Here is a 25,122-nt window from a genome sequence, read left to right on the forward strand (position 1 = left end):
GGACGTGGCTGAGGCGACGCTCGTCACCTCCCCGGCGGGGCCCGGCCCGACGCGCGCCGGCCGGCGGGCGGGCGACAGGCCCGAGCCGCCGCGCGGCCGGCGGTGGCTGCTGGGGTTCTGGGCGCTCGCGTTCGTCGCGTTCCTGGTCCGGGCGCCGGGGCGGATGACGTTCGAGACGAAGCTGGGCGTCGTCGCCGACCCGTTCGGGTTCCTGCACGACCTGGGGACGCTGTGGCAGGACCGCGGCGGCTTCGGCGGCATCGCGGACCAGTACATCGGCTACGCGTTCCCGACCCTGCCGTACTACGCCCTCGCCCACCTCGCACGGCTGCCGGTGTGGCTCGCCGAGCGGCTGTGGATGTCGCTCATCGTGGCCGCCGCGTTCTGGGGCGCGCTGCGCCTCGCCGAGCGGCTGCGCGTCGGCTCGCCCGCGACCCGGCTGCTCGGCGCCGTCGGGTACGCGCTGTGGCCGACGTTCACCATCGTCATCGGGTCCACCGCCGCGGCGGCGCTGCCCGGCGCGGTGCTGCCGTGGGTGCTGCTGCCGCTGGCGTCGCGGACGTCGGGCGCGCGGACGGCCGCCGCCCGGTCCGCGCTGCTGGTCCCGTTCATGGGCGGCGTCAACGCCGCCTCCACGCTCGCCGCGCTGCTGCCCGTGGCGCTGTACCTGCTCTCCCGGCCGCGCGGGCGTCGGCAGCGGGCGCTGCTCGCGTGGTGGATACCGGGCGTGGTCCTCGCCACCGCCTGGTGGACGGTGCCGCTGCTGCTCCTCGGCCACTACGGCGAGAACTTCATGCCGTACATCGAGCAGGCGGACACCACCACCGCCACCATGTCCGCGACCGAACTGCTGCGCGGCGCCGGGAACTGGGTCGCCTACCTCAACTTCGGCGAGCCCTGGCTGCCCGCCGGCTGGGCCGCCGCCACCGCCCTCGTCGCCATCATCGGCTCCGGGCTCGCCGCCGCCCTCGGCCTGGCCGGGCTCGCCCGGCGCGACCTGCCCGAGCGGCGCTGGCTGCTGCTGACCGTACTGAGCGTGGTGCTCATCGCGCTGGCCGGGTACGGCGGCGCGTACGGCGCTCCCTTCCACGCCACCGTCCAGGGCTGGCTGGACGGCTGGCTGCGGCCGTTCCGCAACATCTACAAGTTCCAGCCCGGCCTGGCCCTCGCGCTGGCCTTCGGCCTCGCGCATCTGACGGCCGTCGCCGCCGAACGGCGCGGCGCCCGCCACGTGCCCGGCCGCCGGCTCGCCCCGGCGCTCGCCGCGCTGCTGCTCCTGCCGGGGCTCGCCTGGCCGTATCTGAACGGCACCGTCCTCCAGCCGGGCTCCTTCACCAAACTGCCCGCGCACTGGTCGCAGACCGCCGACTGGCTGAAGAAGCACTCCCCCGACAGCCGCGCCCTCGTCGTCCCCGCCACCGCGCACGGCATCTACACCTGGGGCTCCCCCATCGACCAGCCCCTCGACGTCCTCGCCGAATCCCGCTGGGCGCAGCGCGACTATGTGCCGTTCGGCACCCCCGGCTCCCGCCGCGCGATGGACGCGGTCGAGCAGGCCCTGATGACCGGCACGGAAGTCCCCGGTCTGCGCGACTACTTGGGCCGGGCCGGGCTCTTCAACGTGGTCGTGCGCAACGACCTCGACCCGGACCAGATCGGCTACGTACCGCCGCAGACCGTGCGGCGCACCCTGGAAGCCTCCGGCTACCGCCGGGTCGCCGCCTTCGGCCCGCTGCTGACCGGCGGCCGCATCCCCGCCGAGACGCCCGTACAGGTCCAGGGCATCTACCCGCGCCAGCAGGCCGTCGAGATCTACGAACCCGTCGGCACGCCCCGGCCCGGCCCGGTCACCGCGAAGCCCGTCTCCGGCACGGCCGTCGTCAGCGGCGGCCCCGAAACGCTGCTCCCGCTCTCCGCCGACCCCTCGCTGCGCGGCCGGCCCACCGTCCTGACCGGCGACAACCACCCGGGGATCGGCACACCGCCGCTCCAGGCGGTCGGCGACGGCCTGCGCCGCGCCGACACCCGCTTCGGGCTCGTCAACACCAACACCTCGTACACGTACGGGCCCGAGGACCGGAACCCGCCCGACGCCCTCCAGGACGCGGGACGGCCGCCCAAGCAGATCCTGCCGGTGGACGGCGTACGGCACCAGACGACGGCCGTGCTGCGCGGCGCGGCGTCCGTCACCGCCTCCAGCAGCGGCAACTGGCTCTTCCAGCTCCCGCAGTACGACCCCGTGAACGCCTTCGACGGCGACCCGAACACCGCGTGGGCCGAGGGCACCCCCGGCCGCCCCGTCGGCCAGTGGCTGCGCGTCGGCTTCGACACGCCCACCGCGATCCCCGCCTCGATCCAGGTCACGCCGCTGCCGGGGGACGGGACGCGGGCCGCGCCGACGCTCGTCCGCGTACAGACCGACAAGGGCTCGGCGGAGAGCCCCCTCCAGCCGAACGGGCTCCCCCAGCCCGTCAAGGCCCCGGCTGGGCAGGCCAATTGGCTGAAGGTCACCATTCTGGACGCGCAGGACCCCAAGCCGGGCCTCTCCGGCGCGGGCTTCTCCGAGATCGCCATTCCGGGCGTCCAGGTGGCCCGGCTGCTCAAGCTGCCGACGGACGCGCAGGACAGCGACGCCACGAGCGAGACGTACGCGCTGCACCGCGGCAGCGACCCGGGCGGCCTCTCCCCGACCGCCGCCGAGGCCGGCCTGCACCGCAGGTTCACTACGGCCGGCACGTCTGGTACGTCCGCCACGTCGGCCACTTCCGCGGCGTCCGCCACGGCTGCCACGGCTGCCACGTCCGCGACGTCAGGAACCTCCGACGCGCCCGGAGCGTCAGGCGTGGCAGGCACCTCCGCCGCGCCCGGCGCATCGGCCGCGTCGGTCGCCTCCGCCGCCTCCGCCGCCGAGAGCTTCTCCGTCAGCGCCTCCGCGCTTCCCGTGCCCGGCGACGCGCTCGACCGCCTCCTCGACCTCGTCGCGCCGGGCAGCCGGCGGCGGCTCACCGCGACCGCCGACTCCACCGCCCGCACCGGAAACGCGCTGAGCGCCCGCAACCTCGTCGACGGCGACCTCACCACCGCCTGGATCGCCGGGGACCGGCCCGTCATCCATCTGCGCTGGCCCGGCCGGCGGAGCATCGACAGCCTCGTCCTCGCCGCGGCGGGCGGCATCTCCACCCGCCCCGAACAGATCCTCATCAACTCCCCCTACGGCGCGGCCACCGCGGGCGTCGACGAGAACGGGCAGGCCCGCTTCGAGCCCATCGTCACCGACCAGCTCGACATCACCATCAGCAAGGTCGCCCCGCTCACCGTCCACAACCCCATAGCCGGACGGCAGTTGCAGCTCCCCGTGGGGCTCAGCGAGGTGTACGTACCCGCCCTCGACGACCTGCGCACCCCCGCGCCCGCCCCCTCCGCCCGCTTCTCCCTGCCCTGCGGCCAGGGCCCGGCGCTCGCCGTGGACGGCACCCTGCACGCCACCAAGGCCGCGGGCCGCGTCCGGGACCTGACCGAACGCCGACCCGTCAAGGTCGAGTTGTGCGGCTCCGAAGCGCGCCGAGGCGCGCTGCCGCTGCGGCCCGGCGCGCATACGGTCGAGGCCGGGGACCAGGGGCCGCTCGCCCTGACCGACGTCACCCTGACCCGCGGCAAGGCCCCGGCCCCGGCGGCGGCGCGCCCCACCAAGGCCCTCGACTGGGCGGGCGACCACCGCTCCGTTCACGTCGACGCGGGCCAGGCCGCCTACCTCCAGACCTACGAGAACGCCAACTCCGGCTGGCACGCCACCCTCAACGGCAAACGGCTGGCGGCGCTGCGCATGGACGGCTGGCAGCAGGGCTTCCTCATCCCGGCGGGACAGGGCGGCACCGTCAAGCTCTCGTACGCTCCGTCGACCACCTACGACGCGGCGCTGATCGGCGGCGCGGCGGGCATCGTGCTGCTCGCCCTCCTCGCCGTCGTCCGCCGCCGCCCTCTCGCCACACCGCCTCCGCCGCCGCCCGCCCCCGGCTGGCTCCTGGGCACCGTCGCCCTCACCGCCGTCCTGGTGGTGGTAGCGGGCCCGGTTGCCGTCGTCGCGCCCGTACTCGCCCTCATCGCACGGGCCCGCCCCTGGCTCCTGGTGCCCACAGCGCTCCTGGCCATGACCGGCGCCATGATCGCGGCAACCACGGGGGCCGGAGACCCGGCCGCCATGAGCGAGGGCCCGTTCGGCGGCGCGGCGCAAGTGCTCGCCGTCACCGCGCTGGCGGCGGCGGTCGTGACCTTGCCGCGCGGCTCGCGACAGCGAGCGCGGCCTGGCCCGGCGGCCGAGCCGCCCGCCGCGCCCCCGGCCCCCAAACCCGAGCCGCCTCCCGAGCCGCCGGCGGAGAGGGCGTGACGGCCGTGGGCCGAGGGGCCGGTGGGCGGTCGGGGGTGGAGCAGCGCGTTCCGTTTCCTACTGTGGACGAGATCGCGCGGCATCTTCAGGACGAGGAGCCGGAGACCGTCCATATCGAGGTGCATCTGCCCGGCCGCCTCGACCCGGCGCGGCTGCGTGCGGCCTTTCACGGGGCGCTGCTGCGCCATCCGCGCATCCTTGTGCGGCAGGCACCGTCGGCGTGGTGGCGGAGGCGGTACGAGTGGGAGCTGACCGGCGGGCCGGACGTGGACCCGGTGGCCTTCCCGGCGCCGGGCCCGGACGCGCTCGTACGGGCGCGGGAGCGGGCGCTCGCCGGGTGCCCGCCGCTGTCCGCGTCGCCGCCCGTACGGCTGGAGGTCGTGACGGGCGCGTCGGACGGCGGGTGTGTGCTGCTGCTCGCCATCAACCACACCGCGCTCGACGGCCCGTCCTGTCTGCGGGTGCTGGCGACGGCCGCCGAGCTGTACGGCGGGCGGGATAATTCACCTCCGCGGGCGGAGCCGAAGGCCCAGCGGTACGCGAAGCCCGCCGCCGATGGGCCCGGCCGGGGCCGCCCGGTGCGCGTCGCCGCCTCGACGGCCGCCCCGGGGGGCGGCAACGGGATGCTGCTCGTCGAACTGCCCGTACCGGCCCGCCCGTCACGCGGTACGGGCGACACCGTCCCGTACACCGTCAACGATCAACTCCTCGTCGCCACCAGGCTGATGGTCGCCCGCTGGAACCTGCTCCACTCCGCCCCCACCCGCCCCGTGCGCATCACCATGCCGGTGGACGACCGTCCGCACGGCGGCGACATGCCCATCGGCAACGGCACCCGCCTCGTCGACGTCGGCTTCGGGGCGGGCGAGCGGCTGGACGAGGCGGCGCTGACCGCCGAGCGCCCCGACCCGGCCGCCGTCGCCCGTCTGCTGCGCCGCACGGCGGCCCGTACCCGTACGCTCAAGTCGTCATCCGGACCCCAACTCGGCCTCGAGGCCGCCGTGTTGACCGCTCCCGTGCTGCCGGTGGGCGTACGGGCGGCCGCGACGCGGGGGCTGCGCCGGGTCGCCGCGCCCTGGACCTCCACGACGCTCCTGAGCAACATCGGCCGGGTCCCCTACCCGCTGGACTTCGGCGACGCGGGGCGGGCGGGCGCCGTGTGGCTGTCGGCCCCGGCCCGTACGCCGCGCGGCCTGACCGTCACCACGGCGAGCACCGGCGGTCGGCTGCATGTGGCGCTGCGCTGGTCCCGCGCGCTGCTGGACGACGCGGCGGGCGCGCGGCTCGCGCAACTCTTCACGCGCGCGCTCGACGCGACGTCCGCGGCGGCCCTGTACGCGGCAGCCCCGTATGCCGCGGACCAGTGACGAGTGAAGAAGAGAAGAAGAGAAGAAGGGCAGGAGGAACGGAGGGCACATGAGCGAGAGCAGCAGCTCCACCGCCACCGCCGCGCCCCGGCTGCGGGACTTCTACGAGGGCCCGGCCGTGCCCGTCGCCTCGGGCCCGGACCGGAGCCGCCGCCAGGCCCGTATGCTCGCCCGCGCGCTGGGCCCGGCGGGGGCGGCCGGTCCGGCCACCGTTCTGGACATCGGCTGCGGCGACGGGACGGCGGCGGCCATCGCGGCGGCAGCGGCCCCCGGCCACCGGTTCGTCGGCGTCGACTGGTCGCAGGGCGCGCTGCGGCGGGCGGCGGCGGGCGTGCCGTACGCGGTGCGGGGCGAGGTGACGGGCGAGGGGCTGCCGTTCGCGTCCGGCGCCGCCGACGCGGTGCTGTTCAGCGAGGTGATCGAGCACCTGGTGGACCCGGACGGCGCGCTGGCGGAGATCCACCGCGTGCTGCGGCCCGGCGGCCATCTGCTGCTGTCCACGCCCAACCTGGCCGCCTGGTACAACCGCGCCCTGCTGCTCGCCGGAGTGCAGCCCGTCTTCTCTGAGGTGAGCCTGCGTCAGGTCCACGGCCGGCCGGGCAGCGCCGTCGTGGGACACCTGCGGCTGTTCACGGCGCGGGCGCTGCGCGGACTGCTCACCGCGCGCGGTTTCGTGACCGTGGAGCTGGCGGGGGCCCCGTACCACGACGTGCCCCGGCCGCTGCGCCCGCTGGACCGCGCAGCCTGCGGCGTACCGTCGCTCGCCTCGATCCTGCTGGCGCACGCGCGGAGGGTGTAGCCGTGCTGTGGGGCGTGCTGGCGGCGCTGCTCGCCAACGTCCTCTACAGCGTGGGTTTCGTGCTGGAGAAACGCGCCCTCACCGGGCTTCCGGCGCTCAGCTCCGGCCGCCCCCTGCGCGCGGTGCGGCTGCTGCTCGGCAGCCCCCTGTGGCTCGGCGGCTCGTGCGCGCTCGCGCTCGGCTTCGCCGCGCAGCTCGCGGTCTACCGCACGCTGCCCATCGCCGCCGCGCAGGGCCTGTTCGTCTCCGGGATGGTGCTGCTGCTCCTGCTGTCCTCCGTCGTGCTCGGGGAGCGTACGAGCGCCCGCGAGCGGCGGTCCATCGCCGGCATCCTCTGCGCGCTCCTCATGGTCGTGGCCTCGCTCCAGGGGGCGTCCGACCCGGTCAGCCGCTCCGCGCCGACGGGCCCGCTGCTCGCCGTCTGCCTGCCCGCGCTGGCGGCGGGGCTGCTGCTGTACGGGGCCGCCGAACGCCGCGCCGGGCGCGGGCGGCGACCCACGGGCGTGGGGTACGGAACGGCGGTCGGCCTGCTGTACGGGGTCAGCTCGCTGGCCATCAAGGGCGTCTCGGGCCGGCTGACCACCCACGGCGTCGGCGACGCCGCCCTGGCCCTGCTGGCCTCGCCGTACCCGTATCTCCTGCTGTTCACCGGGGCCGCCGGTCTGGTCCTGTCGCAGACGGCCCTGCAACGCTGCCGCGCCTCCCTGATCGTGCCCGTCTGCACGACGGTCACCTCCGTGTTCACCATCGCCTGCGGCACGTTCGCGTTCGGCGAGCCGCTGCCCGCCGATCCGGTACGCCTCGCGCTCCGCCTGGGCGGCGCCGCGCTGGCCGTGGCCGTACTCCTGGCCCTGCCGCGCGAGAACGCTCCCTCAGCACATCAGCCTCGGCGACCCCGGAATCCTCGGCAACCCCGGCACCCCCGGCCACCTCGCCAATCTCGGCAATCTCGGCAATCTCGTCAATCTCGGCCCGAAGCAAAGGGCCTGACACCTGACCGGAAAGGACGTACGCCATGAAGCCCGACGACCCCCTGCTGAGAATCCTCGCCTGCCCGCTCGACAAGGGCCCGCTCTCCGTCGTCGAGGCGGAGAACCTCCTCTACAACCCGCGGCTGCGCCGCCGCTACCCCATCGTCGACGGCATCCCGCAGCTCCTCCCCACCAGCGGCGAGCAGGTCTCCGACGACGAGCACGAACGGCTGCTGAAGCGGATCGGCGCCTCATGACCCTCGCCGCCCGCTGCGCCCGGCGCCTGCCGCCCCGGCTGGTCGCGGCGGCCGCCGCCCGCCTCTACCCGCGCTTCGAACCCGAGCTGCGCCGGCTGCCGGACTTCTGCCCGCGCGGCGGCACCGCCGTCGACGTGGGCGGCTGGTACGGCCCGTGGTCGCGGGCCCTCGCCCGGCGCGCCGAGCGGGTCGTCGCGGTGGAGCCCGTACCGCATCTGGCCCGCGCGCTGGCCGCCACCGCGCCCCGCAACGTCGAGGTCGTACAGGCCGCGGCCGCCGACCGGTCCGGCGTGGCCACGCTCTGGCTGCCGCCCGGCGGGCGCGGCGACCGGGGCCTCGCCTCGCTCGTACGCCGCCCCGTGCACGCCACGACCCTCGCCGTGCCCTGCCTGGCCCTCGACGACCTGGACCTCACCGGCGTGACCCTGCTCAAGATCGACGTGGACGGCGGGGAGGCGGCCGTGCTGCGCGGCGCCCGGCAACTGCTGTGCCGCGAGCGGCCCGCGCTCTTCATCGAGCTGGAGCACCGCGTCCAGCCGCCCGGCCCGGTGCTCGCGGCGCTGGCCGAGTACGGCTACCGGGGGTGGGTGCTGCCCGCCGGGGACTGGGTGCCGCTCGCCGAGTTCGACCTGGCCGCCCACCAGGCCCGTACGGCCCATGTCGCCGACGACGGGCTGCTGCGCCGCTCCCTCGCGCCGCGCCGGGCCCGTTACGTGAACTCGGTGCTGTTCCTCCCCGGAACCGAGCGCCCGGGCGCGGCGGACGTGCGCGACGATGGGAGGCATGAGCTCCACGCGTGACGCCGCTGCCGCCCCGCCGCCGTTCGGGCCGCTCCAGTTCCAACTCGTCCTGCTGCGCCGGATGGCCGACCACCAACCGGGCCTGGTCGAGGACGCGCTACGCGAACTGGGCGTGGAGCGCCCGGAGATGCGCGAGGCGAACCGCCGCTGGCAGGCCATGCTGCACGCGCCCCGGCGACGCGGCGCCCAGGCCCGCTACCGCTCGGTGCTCGGCCCGCCCGAGTCCGTCACCGGGCGGCGCGTCGGCGACCTGAGCTGCGAGGCGCTGAGCTGGCCGGTGCCGCTCTGGCCGGACCTGCGGTTCGAGGTGCTGACCGCGCCGGGCGGCGGCGTGTGGAACGAATGGCTGGTCCGCGCCCCCGGCGCCCCGGGCCCCACTCTCCGCACCGCCGCCGACCTGCGCCCCTGGACCTGCACGGTCGACGAGGTGGCCCGCGCCTTCGCCCCGGCCCGCCCCATGGAGGGCACGGCCCCCACCCGCTTCCGCCTGGCGTTCACGGCACCGGGGGCAGCGGGGGCGGTGGATGCGACGAGGGCGGTGGATGGGATGGGGGCGGTGGATGCACCGGATGCGCCGGGCCGGCCGTACGTCGCGGAGTTCACGTGGGGGCTGCTGCAACGGGTGACGGCGGGGGCGGCATAGGCGAAGGCGAAGAGGCGAAGGCGAACGGGCGAAGGCGAAGGGGCGAAGGCGAAGAGGCGAAGGCGAAGGGGCGGCGCACGGCCGTAAAGGCCACGTGCACCGCCCCACCACCGCAGGCGCCCGCCCGGCCCAGCGGCCGGTTCGCAGGAGTCCCGCCGCCCCGCCTACCCCGGGAACGACTCCGAGGAGACGTTCCAGGCGACGATGGCCGGACGGCCGTGCTCGGTGCCGATGCGGCTGATCGTCCCGGTGTCGAGCCGGAACAGCGCGCCGTCGGAGGCTGGCAGCCCGAGCCGGCGCGCGGTGAGTACCCGCAGGAAGTGCGAGTGCGCGACGAGCACCACGTCGCCCGTGCCGTCGTCCCCGTCCTTGCCGGCCTTCAGCAGGGGTTCGATCCCCGCCAGTACGCGGTCGGCGCGCGCCCCCACCTGGTCGGGCGACTCGCCCGGGTGCTCGGCGGGGCCGGGCGCGACACCGTCGTGCCACAGGTCCCAGTCGGGCCGGGTGCGGTGGATGTGGGCGGTGGAGATGCCCTCGTACGCGCCGTAGTCCCACTCGTGCAGGTCGGGCTCGATCTCGACGTCGCCGAGCCCGGCGAGTTCGGCGGTCCGCCGGGCCCGCTGCAGCGGGCTCACCAGCGTCCGTACGACCGTCAGCCCGGAGAGCAGCGGCCGCAGGGCCGTCGCCTGTTCCTCGCCGCGACCGGTCAGCGGGAGGTCCGTGAAGCTCGTGTGCTGACCCGACCGGCTCCACTCGGTCTCGCCGTGCCGGATCAGCAGCAGGTCAGCCACGGTCGGCGGGCCCCTGCCCGTCGCCCTGCTGACCCTGTGCCTGTGCCTGCTGCTCGGCCACGGAGGCGCGCACCTCGTCCATGTCCAGACCGCGGGCCTGGCCGATGACGTCCTCCAGGGCGGCCTCGGGGAGGGCGCCCGGCTGCGCGAAGACGGCGATGTTGTCGCGCACGATCATCAGCGTGGGGATCGACTGGATCTCGAAGGCGGCGGCCAGCTCCGGCTGCGCCTCGGTGTCGACCTTCGCGAAGACCAGGTCGTCGTGGCGCTCGGCGGCGCTCTCGTACACCGGCGCGAACTGCTTGCAGGGCCCGCACCAGTCGGCCCAGAAATCGATCAGTACGAAACCGTTCCCGGACACGATCTCGTCGAAATTGTCCTTGGTGAGCTCAACCGTGCTGCTCATGCTTGCCTCTCAGCTCGCGGATGCGTTCCGGATCCCCAGCCGGGAAACCAGCTTTTCCCCCACCGTATTCCGAAGCCCCGGGGGCTCGTCCACCGCGACCGACCAGGTACGGTGCCCCCGCACACGTACGCGCCGTGGGCTCTTCGGAGACGGGAGCCAAGCGGCGCCTGCCCCTTGAAACCAAACATTCCGGGCGCGGCACGAAGAATCGCCACACCCGGAATGTCACCCGGATATCACCGGAATGCCGTCAGGGACGGCTCCTAGTGACCGCTCCCAATAGCTCCTAGTACTGGTAGCCGCCCTGCGGGTTCGGGTCGACCCACCAGCCGTTCTGGCAGACGCGGCCCTCGGGGTCCCGAGCGCCCTCGGCGTACTCTCCCGAACCGGTGGTCTCGCCGTTCGGGCCACGGCCCCAGCTCGTGTAGTAGTAGCGGCAGCCGGCCGCGTTCGGGGCGGCCTCCGCCACCGGAACGACGGACAGGGCGGCACCGGCCGCACAGACGGCCACCACGACGGCGCGCGTGAACGCTCGCATGCGATCACCTTCCATTTATGGGCGCGCGGCGCGCGCCCCGGTGCTGGCCACTTTGGCGGCGCGGAGGCCGGGCGCGGGGAGCTTGAGAGGGTGTCGTACCGAATGCCACCTGAACGGTGAACGCGCGCCCGGCCACGGTTGACGGAATGTTGACGAAATAGGAGACAGGTTCGTCAACTCCCGTGCGCACGTGCCCTATTCGACGACGGAACGGAATGCGGCGGGCGAGGCGGAGGGGCGGTTTTCCTCGGGCGCGGCGGGCACGACGGGCGCGACGAACGCGGTAGCCGTGGCCGTGCCGGTGTCGGTGACCGCGCCGGTGTCGGTGACCGTGTCGGTGTCGGTGACCGTGTCGGCGTCGGTGACCGCGTCGGCTTCCGTGGCCGTGTCGACGGCCGTGGCCATGTCGGTTGCCGCGCTCGCGGCGCCGCCGAGAAGAAGCCTGCGGATCTCGGCGGCGGTGGCGGCGGGTTCGGCGTCGAGGACGACGGCCATGCCGAGATCCTGGGCGGGCGACAGATTACGGGCGGAGTCGTCGACGAACACGCATGCGGCGGCGGGGAGCCCCAGCAGGCCCAGCATGATCGGGTACAGCTCCGGGTCGGGTTTGCGGAGGCGGTAGTCACCGGAGAGCACGACCGCGTCGAAGTCGGTGTCGAGCCCATACCCCGCGTACGGGTCGTACGGCGCCCGGCCGAGGCTGTTGGAGAGCACACCCACCCGCACCCCGGCCTCCCGAGCGGCCCGCGCGACATCGACGACGAGGGGTTCGGGGCGCAGGTCGGCGAGGACGCGGCCGAGGAGATCGGTCCCGTCGACGCCGAGCAGGGGGCCGGTGCACTCGTTCCACTCCGCCTGCTCGATGGCGCCGCACTCCAGGTCGGCGAAGAGCGCCCGCCCCACAGGATCGACCGAGATCACGCGCGTAAACGCATCCGGCGCCAGCCCCTCCCGCAGACAGAACGCACGGGCACACTCGGCGACGGACGTAGTGAGCACCCCGCCGAAGTCGAGGATCAGTCCACGGGTTTCCAGCTCCAGAGAATCGAACATGTGCGGCTCCTCAGGACAGCCGAGTGGAGCGTATCCACCCCACTACAGAAAGCAACCACGGTAACGCCCGCCCCTCCCCCGCTCGGCCCCTTCCACCAATTGCCCACCATTCGACGAGCGACCGCGCGCCAACGCACCCGGCCGGGTGCGGGTTCGTGCTGGCGGGTGGGGGTGCGGCTGAGGCAAGGCCGCACCGCGCTGCGTCGGGTGCGGGACTGCGCTGCGCCGGGTGGGTGCTGGTGGGTGGGGCGGTATTACCGGCGGGCGGGTGCGGGTTTCGTCTCGGGCCCTCCGGACCCAAGGCGCCAGCAGCGGGAGGGGAGGGGGCCGGGCTGGGGTCGGGTTCGCTGCCTGCGGGTCGGTTTGCGGCTGGGGTTAGAGAGGGCTCGCTGCGCTTCGCCGCTGGCTGCTGCCGCGAAGGGGTCGTTGCGCTTGTTCGGGTGCGGGACCTGGGGGTTGCGGCCCAAGGATTCAAGGGCGGGGGCGATGGTGGCTTGGGGCGGGTTCTCTGCCTCAGGCTCCGCTGCGCTCGGTTCACGCCAGGGACGGTGGGGGCGAGTTGAGGTTGATTTGCTGACTGCGGGCCGGAGGGTGCTGGTGGGCGGGTGGGGCGGTATTGCCGGTGGGTGGGCGCGGGCTTCGTCTCGGGCCCTCCGGACCCAAGGCGCTGGCAGCGACGGGGGAGGGGGCCGGGCTGGGGTCGGGTTCGCTGCCTGCGGGTGGGGTGGGGCTGGGGTCAGAGAGGGCTCGCTGCGCTTCGCCGCTGGCTGCTGCCGCGAAGTGGCCGTTGCGCTTGTTCGGGTGCACGAGCTCGGGGGTCGCGGCCCAAGGATCCAAGGACGGCGGGGCGCAATCCCCGGCCGCTTGTCCCCTGCTCGCCGGTTGGCAGCTGAGGCCAGAGACGGCTCCGCTGCGCTACGCCACCACTGCCGCGAGGGCGCGGGATCAGCCGTTACCCACAGGTAGGGTGGAGTTCCCGCCCGACAAAAGCGCCATACCGGACGCACAATCCGGCCCTAACCCCGCCCCGTTGCTCATTCAACTTAGCGAACCGGGCATATCGGGCTAGCCGACCCTCAAAGGGGGGTTGCCCCACCCTCAGCCCCTCGTCCCGCAGGCCCAAACCGCCCCCAGACACCGAACACCCCCAGGCGCAGCGCAGCGCGCCGCACCCGCTGCCAGTCGCCCTTGAATCACAGGCCGAAACCCGCCCCAACCGGAACCACGAGCCACCACCACGGCCCCTTCGCGGCAGCAGCCAGCGGCGAAGCGCAGCGAGCCTTCCCTGACCCCAGACACAAACCCGCCCGCAGGCAGCGAACCGGCATCGGCCCGGCCCCCTCCCCCGTCGCTGCTGGCGCCTTGGGTCCGGAGGGCCCGAGACGAAACCCGCACCCACCCACCGGCAATACCGCCCCACCCACCAGCACCCTCCGGCCCGCAGTCAGCAAATCAACCTCAACTCGCCCCCACCGTCCCTGGCGTGAACCGAGCGCAGCGGAGCCTGAGGCAGAGGACCCGCCCCAAGCCACCACCGCCCCCGCCCTTGAATCACAGGCGGTAACCCGCCCCCACCGCACCAAAAGCCCTCACCACGGCCACTTCGCGGCAGCAGCCAGCGGCGAAGCGCAGCGAGCCCTCTCTGAGCCCAGCCGCAAACCGACCCGCAGGCAGCGAACCCAACCCCAGCCCGGCCCCCTCCCCCGTCGCTGCTGGCGCCTTGGGTCCGGAGGGCCCGAGACGAAACCCGCGCCCACCCACCGGCAATACCGCCCCACCCACCCACCAGCACCCCCGACCCCCACCCGGCGCAGCGCGGTCCCCCACCCGGCCGCAGCGCAACCCCCGTCACCCGGACGCCATGACCTCGTAGAGGTTGTGGGCGTCGTCGGCGAAGTACAGGCCGCGCGGGCACAAGGGGTGGTCTATCCGGCCGTTGTCCGGTTCGTTGGGGTCGCTGCCGTACGGGATACCGGCGGCGCGGAGCCGTTCCAAGATGCCGTCGAAGGTGGACGCGTCGACGTCGAACGCCAGGTGGTGGCCGTCAGGGTTCTCGACGCGCATGAAGTCCAGCGTCAGGGAGTCATTGACCCGCACCGGCGCGAAATGCCGGTCCGGGCCGTTGTACTCCAAGCCCATAACCGAGGCGAAGAACCGCGCGGCCGCCTCATGGTCGACGGCCGGGACGATGGTGTGATTCAGCGTGATGGGCATAGGAGAGGCCCCCTCAACTCTCGAATTGATGAAGCCAGCAACTTAACTCACCACCCACCCACCCACCCACCCACTCACTGACCCACTCACCCAACCAACCAACCCCCCACCTAACCAACCCACACCCGGCCAGACGCAGCCGCTCAGTCGTCCCCCGGCTCGGCGATCAGATCGGTCAGCCTCCTCAACTGACCGACCAACTGGTCCCGTTCGGCCGGCGAGAAGCGGGCCAGGCGGGCCTGGCGTTCGCGGAGGAGGGAGCGTACGGCCGCGAGCTGCTCGTTCCCCTCGTCGGTGAGGCTCACCAGCACCCGGCGCTCGTCGGCCGGCGACCGCCGGCGGACCACGCTCCCCTTGCTCTCCAACTGCTGAAGCATCCGCGTGGCAGTGGGAACGCTCACATCGGCCGCCGCAGCCAACTGCCCCACCGGCAGCTCCCGTTCCTCCGCCAACGGGTTGAGCAGGGCCAGTTGGGCGAGGGTCAGGCCGGAGCCCTGCTGGCCGGCGACCGCACGGGCGCGGCGCATCGCGTAGAAGAGCGCGTCGGCGGCCTGCGCCAGCTCCTCCACTCCCGAGGCTTCCGAGGCCCCCGAGGCTCCCGACACTCCCGAGGCCTCCGAGTCCGCCCCCACCTCAGCAATCACCCCGGCAGCGCCCTTGGCAACCCCCTCGGCGCCTCCCTCGCCAACCATCCCGGCATCCACCTCGCCACCCACTCCCACGTCCGACATCACGCGCCCTCCACGCTCCCCGCACCCTCCACCTTCGCCCCCGCCCTGTCATCTGCTCCCCACATTTGTTAGCTTACTAAATGAACTCGTTAGCAAGCTAATCTTTAGGAGGGCAGCGAGATGAACTCCCCGCGCCGCATCGACGTCCACCAGCACATCGTTCCGCCCGTATGGGCCAAGGTCCTGGGCGATCTCGGCCTGGACTCCGGCGGCTGGGCGATCCCGGCCTGGAGCGTGGCCGACGCGATCGCGATGATGGACGAGCAGGGCATAGCCACCGGCGTCCTGTCGGTCACAGCACCCGGCGTCCACCTCACCGGCACCACCAGCAACAGCCCCAACAGCGGAAGCGGCATCAGCGGAAGCGGCAGCAGCGGAAGCGGCATCAGCGGCGCCCCCCTCCCCCAAGCCCTGGCCCGCGCCGTCAACGAGTACGGCGCCGAGGTGGCGAAGGACCACCCCACCCGTTTCGGCTCCTTCGCCTCCCTCCCCCTCCCCGACGTCGACGCCGCCCTGGAAGAAGCCGCCTACGCGCTGGACACCCTCGGCGCCGACGGGGTGGTGCTCCTGTCCAACACAGCCGGCCGCTACCTCGGCGACCCCGCGTACGAACCGCTGTGGGCCGAGCTCGACCGGCGCGCGGCGGTGGTGTTCGTACACCCGGCGCAGCCCCCGATGCCGCTGCTCCCCGGCACGCCGGCGCCCCTCGCCGACTACGTCTTCGACACCACCCGTACGGCCGTGAACATGGTGCTCAACGGCGTCCTGAGCCGTTACCGCCGAGTGAAGGTGATCTTGTCGCACGGCGGCGGCTACCTGCCGTACGCGGCCTACCGCTTCTCCGGCCTGACCTCCACCGTGCTCGACCCCGAGCGCACGAGCGACGACGTGATCCGCGACCTCAAGCGGTTCTACTTCGACACCGCGCTGGCGGCGAGCCCCAGCTCGCTCCCGACCCTCATGGAGTTCGCCGAGCCGGGCCACGTCCTGTACGGCAGCGACTGGCCCTTCGCGCCGCAGGAGGCGGGCACGTACTACAACCGCTTCCTGGAGACCTACACCGGCTTCGCCCCGGGCCAGGCGGCGGCGATCGACCGCGGCAACGCCGAGGCCCTCTTCCCCCGCTTCGCCCGGCCGGGGGCCTGAACCCTGCCTCCTGGAACCCCCGTATCAGGCCCCTGCCCCCGTAACAAAGCCGGCCCCGGCCGGGAACGATGCCGCGTTCCCGGCCGGGGCCGGCCGTCATTGGTCGTCACAAATCGCTATCAGCAGCAATCAGCCGCCACCAGCCACCGGCCACCACCGGCCGCCATCAGTCACCAACGGCCGCCATCAGCCACCACCGGCCGCAGCCACCACCGGCCGCCACCAACCGCGATCAGCAACAATCAGCCGCGATCAGTCAAGATCAGTCACGATCAGCGGAAACCTGCCCCCGAACCGGCAGCTCGGACACGACCCCGACCCCGGAGTCAGCCCCAGAAGCCGAGCCGGAATCAGAGGCAGAATCAGCGGCAGAAGACGAAACCAGCGTCCCCGCCTCTCCCCGCCGGGACGTCCGTACGACCAAGGTGATGAGCAGGGCGAGCGCGCTCACCCCGGCGGCGACGATCGCGGCCGTGTGCATGGAGCTGAGGAACGCCGGCCCGGCGGCCGAGATCGCCGCGGGGTCGCCCGTGGCCAGCGCCGAGGCGAGGGAGCCCGAGGCCGCCTGGCGTACGCCGTCCGGGGCGTCGGCGAGCCGGTCGAGCACGAGGCCCGAGTACCGCGACCAGAGGACCGAGCCGAGTACCGCGACCCCGAGCGCGCTGCCGAGCTGGCGCAGCGTGTTCAGCAGCGCCGAGCCGGCGCCCGCGCGCTCGGTGGGTACGGAGGAGGAGGCCAGGGTCATGCCGGGCGCGAGGACGAGCGCGAAGCCGAGTTGCAGGACGAACGCGTCCACCACGAACCAGGCGACCGCCGTACCGGCCCCGAGGCCGATGACGCCGACGAACCCCACGGTCATGAGCGCGATACCGGCGGCGATGGTGGCGCGCGGCCCGAACCGGTCGGTCGCCAGCCGCGACAGCGGCGCCCCGACCACGAGGCCCACGGACAGCGGGATGAGCAGCAGTCCGGTCTGCAACGGCGTGTAGCCGCGCAGGATTTGCAGGTAGAAGGTGATGAAGTACAGGTAGCCGAAGACGACGAACGAGCCGAGCGTCAGCGCCACCGCGGCGACGGTGAACGAGGCGTGCTTGAAGAGGCCGACGTCCACGAGCGGTTCGCGGTGCCGCACCTCGACCAGTACGAGGACGGCCAGCACGAGGAGGCCGATCACGGCGGGCAGCCAGGTGCCGAGGTAGCCCCAGCCCTTGTCGGTGGCGTGCACCACACCGAATACGAGCAGGCCGATGCCGCCCAGGGACCCGGCGACCGGCATCACGCGCATCTCACCGGCCCCGCTCGCCGGGATCGTGGGGACCCAGACCAGCGTGGCGAGGAGCGCGACGAGGGTGAGCAGGGCGACGAGTTCCAGTACGGAACCCCACCACATGCCCGCGCTCAGCAGCGCGCCGCCGAGCAGCGGGCCGAGCGAGATGGAGAGCCCGGAGGCCGCCGCCCACGAGGCGATGGCCTGGGCGCGCTTCTCGGCCGGGAAGACGCGCAGGATCACCGCGAGGGTGGTCGGCATGATCAACGCCGCGGCGATGCCCATGAGGGCGCGGACGATGATGATCGCGAGCGGCGAGTCGAGGAAACCGGCCACCGCGGTCGTCACGGCGAAGGCCGCGGTCCCCCAGACGAGCAGCCGCCGCAGCCCGAACCGGTCGCCCGCGCTGCCTCCCACCAGCAGGAAGCCGGCGAAGGTGAGGGTGTAGGAGTTCAGGAACCACTGCTGTTCGGTGTTGCTGGCCCCGAGGTCGCGCTGCATCGTCGGGAGCGCCACGTTGAGGATGGTGCTGCCGAGCAGTACGGCCGAGACCGCGAGCGTAAGGGCGCACAGCGCCAGTCCGGGCCGGACGGTACGGCCCCGAGTGCCGGTCATCGTACGACCTCCTGTCCTCTGTCGCCGTCTGCGAATTCCTGCCGCCGGGCGGCCTGTACGAGTCCCTGCCAACGACCGCCTCGTACGAGCTCCAGCGACCGACCGGTCCGTACGAGCTCCGGCTCACCGCCGGCCCATACGAATCCCTGCCGCCGGTGACCGGCCCGTACGAGCTCCGGCTCACCGCCGGCCCATACGAACCCCTGCCGCCGGTGACCGCCCCATACGAGCTCCGGCTCACCGCCGGCCCATACGAACCCCTGTCGCCGACGACCGCCCCGTACGAGCTCCCAGCCGCTGACGGACGGTCCGAGCCCACCCCCCAGCGCGAATGCCCCACCGACCTGGGCGAATGCCCGGTCGACGGGATGGATGGTCATGGTCATGCGTGGTGCCTTTCGAACTGTGTGAACTGCGGGTCGTGGACGGCTGGACGGCCGCGACGGTGCGTGCCCTCAAACCCCAGCCGCGTCGGCCCTCGCCTCGCGGTCAGTCGTCCGCACCCTGTTTCTCTATCGCTGACCAAGAAGGCCACCACGCAGGTATACTTGTTCAGTGACCAAGAAGCAAGCCGCCGGCCGTGCAAAGGTCGGGATCACCCTCGACGACGTGATCAACGCCGCATTCGACGTGCTCGCCAAGGGCGGCCTCGCCAAGCTCTCCACCCGCGCGATCGCGGGCGAGCTGGGGGTGAGCATGAACACCGTCATGTGGCACATCCGCACCAAGGACCGGCTCCTGGACGCGCTGGCCAACGCGGTCCTTGAGGAGGTCGACCTGGAGAACCTGCCCGAGGAATGGGACGAGCAGGTGATCGAGCTGCTGCAGCGGCTGCGCCGGGCGATGCTCGGCCACCGCGACGGCGCCTCGCTCGTCGCGGGCACCTTCCCCGTGGCCTCCGGCACCGTGGCCTTCAGCGACCGCATGGCGGGCGCCCTCCGCCGGGGCTGCCCCACCGTCAGAACGGCCGCCTGGACGACCTGGAACCTCTTCTACTTCACCCTCGGCCTCGTCCAGGAGGAACAGGCGGCCCTCACCCAGGACCGCGGGCGACTGCGCGACTTCGTGGACGAGGGCCGCTTCCCGGGGCTGACCCCGGCGCTGGACGACTTCATGTCCGTCGACTTCGGGGGCCGCTTCCGGTTCGGCATCGAGCAGATCCTCAGCTCGGCGGCGACCACGGCGGCTCCAGAGGGCTGACTCACCGCACCGCAAGAGCCCTTGGCGCGCATCCCGCCCCCTGGACACCACGGTCTCGTCGTCCTCGGGGGACGCGCGTACGGCCGGTCGAGGTCACTTGAACAGAAGGGCCTTGCGGCTGTTGAACTCCGCGTTGGCCTGGTCGTAGTCGTCGGGGCGGCCGATGTCGAGCCAGTAGCCGTCGAAGGGGTAGGCGTGCGGCTGAGCACCCGCCTTGAGCAGGTCGAGCACCAACTCGTCGAAGCCCAGAGGGAGTCCGGCGGTGTATCCGTCGAGCGTAGCCCGGGCGAGGCCGTACACGCCCATGGAGACGTTGTAGTCCAGGCTGGGCTTCTCGGCGAATCCGACGACTCTGCCGGCCTCGGTGGTCAGCACCCCGAAGTCGATGCGCACCCGCCGGGCGTAGGTGGCGATCGTCAGCGGCGCGTCCGAATCGCGGTGCCGCCGGAGGACGTCGGCGTAGTCCAGGTCGGTGAGGATGTCACCGTTCATCACCAGGAAGTGGTCGGGCAGCCGCTCCCGCATGGCGACCAGCGGCCCCATCGTCCCCAGCGGGCTCTCCTCGGCGGAGTAGCCGATCTCCAGGCCCCACTGGGTGCCGTCACCGACGTAGGCCCGGATGATCTCGCCGAGATGGCCGATGGCGATCGTGCAACTGGTGAACCCGGCCGCGGCGAGCTGGCGCAGGACGATCTCCAGGATCGCGTGCCGGTCGCCGATGGGCACCAGCGGCTTGGGCAGTGCTGTGGTGTACGGACGCAGCCGGACGCCCTCGCCCCCGGCCAGGATCACTGCGTGCACGGTCCAACCCCCTCGGTATGCGTAGTGGCCCGGACTCTCTCCGGGGCGCACGGGCCCCGCGCCGCACCGCGCTGAGGCCCCGTCCAGGCGCCGGTCACGGGGCCGGAAGGTCGGTGAACCGTCCCAGGCGCAGATCCAGTCGGCGCAGCGTCTCGCGCAGGGCGGGAGAGGTGAGCCCGGCGAGCTCTTCCTCCCACCGGTAACCCCATGCGTAGCGGAGCCGATCGGCAGCGCTGGGCTCACCGGGATGGAAGTTGACCTCGATGGTGCGGGCCGGACCGCGCGCGAGGCGCTCAAGAAGGCGCTCCGCGCTGGACAGCGTCAGGGATCCGGCCTCGTCGAGTCCGCCGTATCCGGCGGGGAAGGCCAGGCCGGCGGCCCGGAGGCGAGTCGACAGCGACCGGCTCCAGCGGCGGATCACCATGCCTCGCGGGCCGGGTACGGCGCTCGTGGGCACCCGCACCGCGGTGATCCCCCATCTCGTGGCGAGTTCTGTCACGACCCGTGCGATGGGCGGGTACAGGTGCAGATGCTGATGCGTGTCGATGTGGCCCGGCCGCAGCCTCAGGTCCCGCACCAACCGTTCGAGCTGTGCGTCGTACTCGCGTCGTACGTCCGCCATGTCGACGCGGCCCGCCATCGCGGCGGTCATGAACGACCGCCACCCGGTCTTGAACGCGCCGCGGCGGTCGACCAGCGTGGGGATCTCGCGCTGGCTGAGCAGCGGAGGGTCCTCCCCCACCGCGGCCAGATGCGCGCCGACTCCGAGTCCGGGGCGGTCTCTCAACCCCGCGGCGGCGCGCACCACCGCGGGGCCGACGGCGAGCACCGAGACGCTGCTGACCAAGCCCGTGTCATGAGCTCGCAGGATGCCTCGCGAGATGTCCTCGCTCAGCCCGTAGTCGTCGGCGCTGAAGATGAGCAGCCGGGGCCTCACCGGGCGGCCTCCTCGCCTTCCTCGGGTCTGGATCGCGCGAAGACCCAGTGCTGCATGAGCGCGAAGCGCAGCAGGGACGCGAAGGCGTCGCCGATGAGCAGTACGCACAGTTCCACGGCCCGGCCGGCTCCGGGGCCGACGGCGAGCAGGCTGGCGCTGATGCACACGAGACCGAGCAGGAACGCGACGGCCCCTCGCGCCTGGTGCCGCAGCATGTCGCGACGGGTCCGCACCCCGAAGGTGATCCGCCGGTTCGCCGCGGTGTTGAGCACGGTGGCGAGCAGCAGCCCGAGCCCGTTCGCCGCCAGCGCCGGCATCATCGTCCTGAATCCGAGGTAGAGCAGGAGGTGCAGGACTCCGGTGACCGTGCCGACGGCGGCGAAGCGCAGGAAGCGGTGGATCCGGCCGGTGGGCAGCCTCGGCCGCTCCAGGTGCGGCGGCAGCGGTTTGACGAGCGATCCCCGCATTCTGCGGCCGGCCACGCGGACGACGCCCCGCAGCATGTCCCAGACCGTGCGTCTGATGTCGACCGAGGTGTCAGGGTCGTCGAGGCAGTCGACCGGGACCTCGTGGATGCGCAGCCCCTGGCGTTGTGCCACGCACAACAGCTCCGTGTCGAAGAACCACTGATCGTCGTGGACGGTCGGCAGGATGGCCTGCACCACCTCCCGGCGCCCCGCCTTGAACCCGCACTGGGCGTCGGAGAAGCTCACTCCGAGCACGATGCGCAGGATCAGGTTGTAGGTGCGCGAGAGTACGGAACGGTGCAGGGACCGCCGCACGCTCGCGCCTCGGGCGTGCCGAGTGCCGATCGCCAGGTCGCTGTGGCCCGAGGCGAGCGGTGCGACGAGGGGCAGGAAGCCGTCGAGGTCGATCGACAGGTCGGCGTCCATGTAGCTGACCACATCGGCCCGGCTCGCGGCCCAGGCGCGGCGCAGCGCCAGACCGCGCCCCCGCCCGTCGAAGCTGACGAAGCTGACTTCGGGGAACCTGCGGGCCAGGGCCGCGGCGACCTCACGGGTCGAGTCGACGCTGCCGTTCTCGGCGATGGTGATCAGAAACGGATACGGGAAGTTCCGGACGAGGTAGTCGTGGAGGCGGTGGATGCTCGCGACGAGTGTCCTCTCCTCGTTGCGCACCGGCACCACGATCTCGGTCAAGGACACCCGTGTCGCCTGGGCCGGCTCTTCGGCGGCCGCGGTCACGGCCCCTGGCTCTCGGTGGCCGCTCTGTGCCGGCGCGTGGTTCCGGTCGGCCGCGGGGTTCACTCGCATGCGGCCCGGCCCTGGTCACGGTCACGGTCGAGAAGTGACAGAGCGGCGGGGAGCCCGGAAGGGCCGGTTATGTGCAGCGCCCGCACGCCGTAGCGGCGGGCCGCGTCGACGTTTTCGGGGTTGTCGTCGATGAACAGGGCGTCGCCGGGAGGGCAGTCGCATGCCGCGAGGAGTCGGCGGAAGTACTCAGGGCGGGGTTTCTCCGTGCCGAGGCGCCACGAGGAGCCGATGACATCGAATAGTTTCAAGTGGCCGTAGTGGGCGTTCTTCAGGTCGTCCCAATGCTCTGCTTCATTGTTCGCCAGTGCCAGTACCAGGTCGGTCCCGCTTTCCCGTAGGAGCCGCAGGGCGGTGAACGCCGCATCGTAGGCGCGGACGCTGTCCAGGTAGAGCGCGTCGGTCCAGTCCCGTTCCACGGAGACGAGGTTCGCGCCTGCCGCGTTGAGGCAGTCGGCCAGCACCTCGTGCACGTGCCGTCGCCCGATTTCGTACGCGCGGTCCCGCTGATCGAGATGGCGCCGTAGCTCGTCGGGGTCGGCGCCGTGTTTGCGGGCCAGCAGAAGAAGGAAGTCGGTTTCCTCGGTGACGTTGTTGAAAAGTACTCCCCCAGCGTCCACGAGCAACGCTCGGGTCACAGTTCCTCCAGGTGTTCCCGCAGCCAGGAGAGGTTCTTCGCAAGCCCTTCTGCCAGGGAGTGTTGAGGGGCCCAGCCGGTCGCCCGGCGCAGCTTCGTGGAGTCCGCTCGCAACATGTCGACCTCGCCGGCCCGCGGGGGGCCCATTCGTATTTCGCTCTTCGACGCGGTGATACGCAGGACGAGTTCGGCCAGGCCGAGGATGTCGTGGTCGACTCCCGTGCCGATGTTGTAGGAGTCGCCGACGGGCGCCAGCTCGGCCAGGCTCAGGAACGCGTTGACAGTGTCTTGCACATAGGTCAGGTCGCGGGTCTGGGAACCCTTTCCGTTGACGAGGATCGGCTCACCCCTCAATGCTCTGACGAGGAAAATCGGCACGACGTCATAAACGTGCCTGGGGCCGTAGCAGTTGAATGGCCGGACGATGGTCAGGGGCACTCCGAAGGAGTTGTGGTACGACCAGGCGATTCTGTCGCAGGCCACTTTGGAGGCGGCATATGGAGTGGCCGGCCGCAGCGGATACTGTTCGGTGATCGCGGTGTCGTGCGAGCCGTATATCTCGCTCGAACTCGTGAGCAACAGGTGCCGGGGCTTGGCGATCCGGGCGGCCTCCAGGACGTTCACCGTGGAGGTGATGTTGGTCCGGATGACCGAGGAGGGCTGCGTCAGGGAAGCCGGAACGTACGCGTCGGCCGCGAGGTGGAACCACGTGTCCGCCTGGACGGCGGCCAGCTCGGCGATGGCGGAGGGGTCGGCCAGGTCGGTCTGGATGAGGGTCCGCAGCTTGCCCACCGCCTGCGGTGACAGGTTGTGGAAGCGCCGCGTCACTTGGGAGCGGGAGGTGCGTCGTACGACTGCCAGCACGCGAGCGCCGCGCAGCAGCAGTTCATCGACCAGGTGGGAGCCGATGAACCCGTCGGCTCCGGTGACGAGGACGGTACGGTCTCGCCAGTTCATGCGGCTCCTCTGGTTCGATCGGTGCTGGTGGTTTCGGAGGCGAGCTGCTCGAACGTGGCGCGCAGCGCGGACCCGAGGAACGCTGTCTCCTCGTCGGAGATGTTGAGCGGCGGGGCCACGATGACGCCCTCGCCGCCGCCGTCCGGCTGGAAGCCGTTGAAGGGGTAGAGCAGCAGCCCCTGCTCTCGGGAGATGGCCAGCGCCCTGCGCTGCGTGCCGGGCGCCAGCTCGACCCCCAGGAAGTAGCCGCGTCCTCGGGTTCCGGTGACGACGGGCAGGCCGCGGGCGGCTTCGCGCACGGCGTCGGTGACCGTGGCGCCGCGGGCCGACTCGCGGTCCAAAGCGCCGATGTCATCGAGCACCGAGAGGGTGGCCATTCCGACGGCGGCCTGCAGCGGCGTCGCCGACATGGTGCCCATCAAGGGGAGCGGGCTCCCGGAGGACAGCAGTTCCTCCGCCGCGTCCGGCGCGATCAGCACCGCCGAGATCGGCAGATATCCGGCCCCGAGCCCCTTGGCGAGCACCGTGAGGTCCGCGTCGGAGGCAGGGCACTGGTGCGCGGCGAGCGGCAGGCCCGTACGGCCGAGGCCGGTCAGCACCTCGTCGTGGATGACCAGTACTCCGTGTGCGGCGCAGATGTCGCGCAGTGCTCGCAGGTAGCCGTCCGGAGGGCAGTAACCGCCCCCAGTGGTGCCGTTCACGGGTTCGACGAGTACCGCGGCGACGGTGTCGGTTCCCGCCTCCTCGATCGCCGTGCCCACCTCGGCGGCGCACGTCGCGTCGCACGCGTCGAGGCGGCAGCCGCGGTGGTGGCCCGGGTAGGGCGGATCGAAGGCGGGGCCGAGGCCGAATCCGTCATCGGGGTGCGGGCGGCGGCGACGGTGGCCGGAGAGAGCCAGGTTCAAGGCGCTGTTGCCGTGATAGCTCAGTGACGCGGTGAGCACCTTGTGCCGGCGTTTCTCCCCTCTGGCTCGTTGGACGGAGCGGGCGAGGGCGATGGCCATCTCCACGGCCGCGGTCCCGGTGCACGCGAAGGCGACCCGGTCCTCGGGGCGGCCCACGGCCGCCGTGACCGCTCGCGCGAACCCTTCCTGGAGACGCGGGTCCAGCGAGCCGGGGGAAGCGAACGTTCCCTTGCCGGCCTGCGTGGTGAGGGCCCGCAGGACGGCGGGGTGGGCGTGGCCGACGTTGACGCAGATCAGTCCGCTGGAAGCGTCCATGAAGCGTCGGCCGTCCGGGCCGTACAGCCAGCAGCCTTCGGCGTGGTCGAAGGGCAGGGACGGCAGTGGCTGCCGGGCAGCCAGCAATCGGGAGGGCGGTGTCACGGGTCTCCTTCC

Annotated in this window: 23 protein-coding genes; 9 read left to right on the forward strand and 14 right to left on the reverse strand. The window is 72.6% G+C overall.

The window, feature by feature from the left end; all coding sequences use genetic code 11:
* Positions 1 to 4 precede the first annotated feature (4 nt).
* From IF55_RS40400 to IF55_RS06230, 7 genes are read left to right on the forward strand one after another with little or no spacing between them, the layout of a single operon-like run.
* Positions 5 to 4,384, forward strand: a complete 4,380-nt coding sequence (locus tag IF55_RS40400; RefSeq protein ID WP_398242758.1) for an alpha-(1->3)-arabinofuranosyltransferase domain-containing protein — start codon at positions 5 to 7, stop codon at positions 4,382 to 4,384.
* Positions 4,381 to 5,751 carry a condensation protein gene (locus IF55_RS06205; RefSeq protein ID WP_048831596.1) on the forward strand — a complete coding sequence of 457 codons (1,371 nt, stop codon included), beginning with the start codon at positions 4,381 to 4,383 and terminating at the stop codon, positions 5,749 to 5,751. The genes IF55_RS40400 and IF55_RS06205 overlap by 4 nt, the downstream gene beginning before the upstream one ends.
* 49 nt (positions 5,752 to 5,800) lie before the next feature.
* Positions 5,801 to 6,550, forward strand: a complete 750-nt coding sequence (locus IF55_RS06210) for a class I SAM-dependent methyltransferase (RefSeq protein WP_030876493.1) — start codon at positions 5,801 to 5,803, stop codon at positions 6,548 to 6,550.
* A gap of 2 nt (positions 6,551 to 6,552) precedes the next feature.
* Complete coding sequence (locus tag IF55_RS06215; RefSeq protein WP_211269948.1) at positions 6,553 to 7,569, forward strand: DMT family transporter; 1,017 nt, start codon at positions 6,553 to 6,555, stop codon at positions 7,567 to 7,569.
* The gene (locus IF55_RS06220) at positions 7,566 to 7,778 is read left to right on the forward strand and encodes a Trm112 family protein (RefSeq protein WP_030876499.1); all 213 of its coding nucleotides are present in this window, start codon (positions 7,566 to 7,568) and stop codon (positions 7,776 to 7,778) included. The genes IF55_RS06215 and IF55_RS06220 overlap by 4 nt, the downstream gene beginning before the upstream one ends.
* Positions 7,775 to 8,578 (forward strand): FkbM family methyltransferase, encoded by an 804-nt coding sequence (locus IF55_RS06225; RefSeq protein WP_030876502.1) that lies wholly within the window; start codon positions 7,775 to 7,777, stop codon positions 8,576 to 8,578. Before IF55_RS06220 ends, IF55_RS06225 begins: the two co-directional genes overlap by 4 nt.
* On the forward strand, positions 8,562 to 9,221 hold the full coding sequence (locus IF55_RS06230; RefSeq protein WP_030876504.1) for a hypothetical protein: 660 nt from the start codon (positions 8,562 to 8,564) through the stop codon (positions 9,219 to 9,221). The genes IF55_RS06225 and IF55_RS06230 overlap by 17 nt, the downstream gene beginning before the upstream one ends.
* Positions 9,222 to 9,385: 164 nt before the next feature.
* On the opposite strand, the gene IF55_RS06235 is transcribed toward IF55_RS06230, so the two are convergent.
* From IF55_RS06235 to IF55_RS06260, 6 genes are all read right to left on the reverse strand, one after another.
* Positions 9,386 to 10,012, reverse strand: coding sequence for a histidine phosphatase family protein (locus IF55_RS06235; protein ID WP_030876507.1), 627 nt, complete (start codon positions 10,010 to 10,012; stop codon positions 9,386 to 9,388).
* Entirely contained in the window at positions 10,005 to 10,418 is a 414-nt protein-coding gene (gene trxA / locus IF55_RS06240; RefSeq protein WP_030876510.1) for a thioredoxin, read from the reverse strand. The genes IF55_RS06235 and trxA overlap by 8 nt, the downstream gene beginning before the upstream one ends.
* Positions 10,419 to 10,704: 286 nt before the next feature.
* Entirely contained in the window at positions 10,705 to 10,956 is a 252-nt protein-coding gene (locus tag IF55_RS06245) for a hypothetical protein (RefSeq protein WP_030876515.1), read from the reverse strand.
* A 195-nt stretch (positions 10,957 to 11,151) separates the two neighbouring features.
* The gene (locus tag IF55_RS06250) at positions 11,152 to 12,009 is read right to left on the reverse strand and encodes an HAD-IA family hydrolase (protein WP_063763895.1); all 858 of its coding nucleotides are present in this window, start codon (positions 12,007 to 12,009) and stop codon (positions 11,152 to 11,154) included.
* A 1,848-nt stretch (positions 12,010 to 13,857) separates the two neighbouring features.
* Positions 13,858 to 14,223 (reverse strand): VOC family protein, encoded by a 366-nt coding sequence (locus tag IF55_RS06255; protein WP_030876520.1) that lies wholly within the window; start codon positions 14,221 to 14,223, stop codon positions 13,858 to 13,860.
* Between the two features lie 143 nt (positions 14,224 to 14,366).
* Positions 14,367 to 14,792, reverse strand: a complete 426-nt coding sequence (locus IF55_RS06260) for a MarR family winged helix-turn-helix transcriptional regulator (RefSeq protein ID WP_245661074.1) — start codon at positions 14,790 to 14,792, stop codon at positions 14,367 to 14,369.
* A 282-nt stretch (positions 14,793 to 15,074) separates the two neighbouring features.
* On the opposite strand from IF55_RS06260, the gene IF55_RS06265 reads away from it, so the two are divergent.
* A complete protein-coding gene (locus IF55_RS06265; protein ID WP_030876525.1) occupies positions 15,075 to 16,100 on the forward strand; it encodes an amidohydrolase family protein in 1,026 nt (341 codons plus the stop codon).
* A 262-nt stretch (positions 16,101 to 16,362) separates the two neighbouring features.
* Here IF55_RS06265 and IF55_RS06270 read toward each other — a convergent pair whose 3' ends face one another.
* Both IF55_RS06270 and IF55_RS39225 read right to left on the reverse strand, forming a co-directional pair.
* On the reverse strand, positions 16,363 to 17,982 hold the full coding sequence (locus IF55_RS06270; RefSeq protein WP_048831597.1) for an MFS transporter: 1,620 nt from the start codon (positions 17,980 to 17,982) through the stop codon (positions 16,363 to 16,365).
* Complete coding sequence (locus IF55_RS39225; RefSeq protein WP_157854269.1) at positions 17,979 to 18,368, reverse strand: hypothetical protein; 390 nt, start codon at positions 18,366 to 18,368, stop codon at positions 17,979 to 17,981. The genes IF55_RS06270 and IF55_RS39225 overlap by 4 nt, the downstream gene beginning before the upstream one ends.
* A 169-nt stretch (positions 18,369 to 18,537) precedes the next feature.
* Between IF55_RS39225 and IF55_RS06275 the strand changes: the two genes are divergently transcribed.
* Entirely contained in the window at positions 18,538 to 19,182 is a 645-nt protein-coding gene (locus IF55_RS06275) for a TetR/AcrR family transcriptional regulator C-terminal domain-containing protein (RefSeq protein WP_030876532.1), read from the forward strand.
* A 93-nt stretch (positions 19,183 to 19,275) separates the two neighbouring features.
* On the opposite strand, the gene IF55_RS06280 is transcribed toward IF55_RS06275, so the two are convergent.
* From IF55_RS06280 to IF55_RS06305, 6 genes are all read right to left on the reverse strand, one after another.
* Positions 19,276 to 19,983, reverse strand: coding sequence for a nucleotidyltransferase family protein (locus tag IF55_RS06280; protein ID WP_030876535.1), 708 nt, complete (start codon positions 19,981 to 19,983; stop codon positions 19,276 to 19,278).
* 94 nt (positions 19,984 to 20,077) lie between these two features.
* Entirely contained in the window at positions 20,078 to 20,920 is an 843-nt protein-coding gene (locus IF55_RS06285) for a ChbG/HpnK family deacetylase (protein ID WP_051776072.1), read from the reverse strand.
* Entirely contained in the window at positions 20,917 to 22,086 is a 1,170-nt protein-coding gene (locus IF55_RS06290) for a bifunctional glycosyltransferase family 2/GtrA family protein (protein ID WP_245661075.1), read from the reverse strand. The genes IF55_RS06285 and IF55_RS06290 overlap by 4 nt, the downstream gene beginning before the upstream one ends.
* A 98-nt stretch (positions 22,087 to 22,184) precedes the next feature.
* Positions 22,185 to 22,829 (reverse strand): HAD family hydrolase, encoded by a 645-nt coding sequence (locus IF55_RS06295; protein WP_157854270.1) that lies wholly within the window; start codon positions 22,827 to 22,829, stop codon positions 22,185 to 22,187.
* Complete coding sequence (locus IF55_RS06300; protein WP_030876546.1) at positions 22,826 to 23,785, reverse strand: NAD-dependent epimerase/dehydratase family protein; 960 nt, start codon at positions 23,783 to 23,785, stop codon at positions 22,826 to 22,828. The genes IF55_RS06295 and IF55_RS06300 overlap by 4 nt, the downstream gene beginning before the upstream one ends.
* Positions 23,782 to 25,110, reverse strand: a complete 1,329-nt coding sequence (locus IF55_RS06305) for a class-III pyridoxal-phosphate-dependent aminotransferase (RefSeq protein ID WP_030876549.1) — start codon at positions 25,108 to 25,110, stop codon at positions 23,782 to 23,784. The genes IF55_RS06300 and IF55_RS06305 overlap by 4 nt, the downstream gene beginning before the upstream one ends.
* Positions 25,111 to 25,122 lie beyond the last annotated feature (12 nt).

It is taken from the genome of Streptomyces varsoviensis (assembly GCF_000718635.1).
In the GTDB taxonomy this organism is placed as follows: Bacteria; Actinomycetota; Actinomycetes; order Streptomycetales; family Streptomycetaceae; genus Streptomyces; species Streptomyces varsoviensis.

Bases quoted from the DNA above. Each gene is read 5' to 3' on its own strand.
- IF55_RS06225 (WP_030876502.1), top strand. From the start codon at position 7,775: ATGACCCTCGCCGCCCGCTGCGCCCGGCGCCTGCCGCCCCGGCTGGTC.
- IF55_RS39225 (WP_157854269.1), bottom strand. From the start codon at position 18,368: ATGACCATGACCATCCATCCCGTCGACCGGGCATTCGCCCAGGTCGGT.
- IF55_RS06300 (WP_030876546.1), bottom strand. From the start codon at position 23,785: ATGAACTGGCGAGACCGTACCGTCCTCGTCACCGGAGCCGACGGGTTC.
- IF55_RS06270 (WP_048831597.1), bottom strand. From the start codon at position 17,982: ATGACCGGCACTCGGGGCCGTACCGTCCGGCCCGGACTGGCGCTGTGC.
- IF55_RS06250 (WP_063763895.1), bottom strand. From the start codon at position 12,009: ATGTTCGATTCTCTGGAGCTGGAAACCCGTGGACTGATCCTCGACTTC.
- IF55_RS06255 (WP_030876520.1), bottom strand. From the start codon at position 14,223: ATGCCCATCACGCTGAATCACACCATCGTCCCGGCCGTCGACCATGAG.
- IF55_RS06230 (WP_030876504.1), top strand. From the start codon at position 8,562: ATGAGCTCCACGCGTGACGCCGCTGCCGCCCCGCCGCCGTTCGGGCCG.
- trxA (WP_030876510.1), bottom strand. From the start codon at position 10,418: ATGAGCAGCACGGTTGAGCTCACCAAGGACAATTTCGACGAGATCGTG.
- IF55_RS06210 (WP_030876493.1), top strand. From the start codon at position 5,801: ATGAGCGAGAGCAGCAGCTCCACCGCCACCGCCGCGCCCCGGCTGCGG.
- IF55_RS06220 (WP_030876499.1), top strand. From the start codon at position 7,566: ATGAAGCCCGACGACCCCCTGCTGAGAATCCTCGCCTGCCCGCTCGAC.
- IF55_RS06245 (WP_030876515.1), bottom strand. From the start codon at position 10,956: ATGCGAGCGTTCACGCGCGCCGTCGTGGTGGCCGTCTGTGCGGCCGGT.
- IF55_RS06265 (WP_030876525.1), top strand. From the start codon at position 15,075: ATGAACTCCCCGCGCCGCATCGACGTCCACCAGCACATCGTTCCGCCC.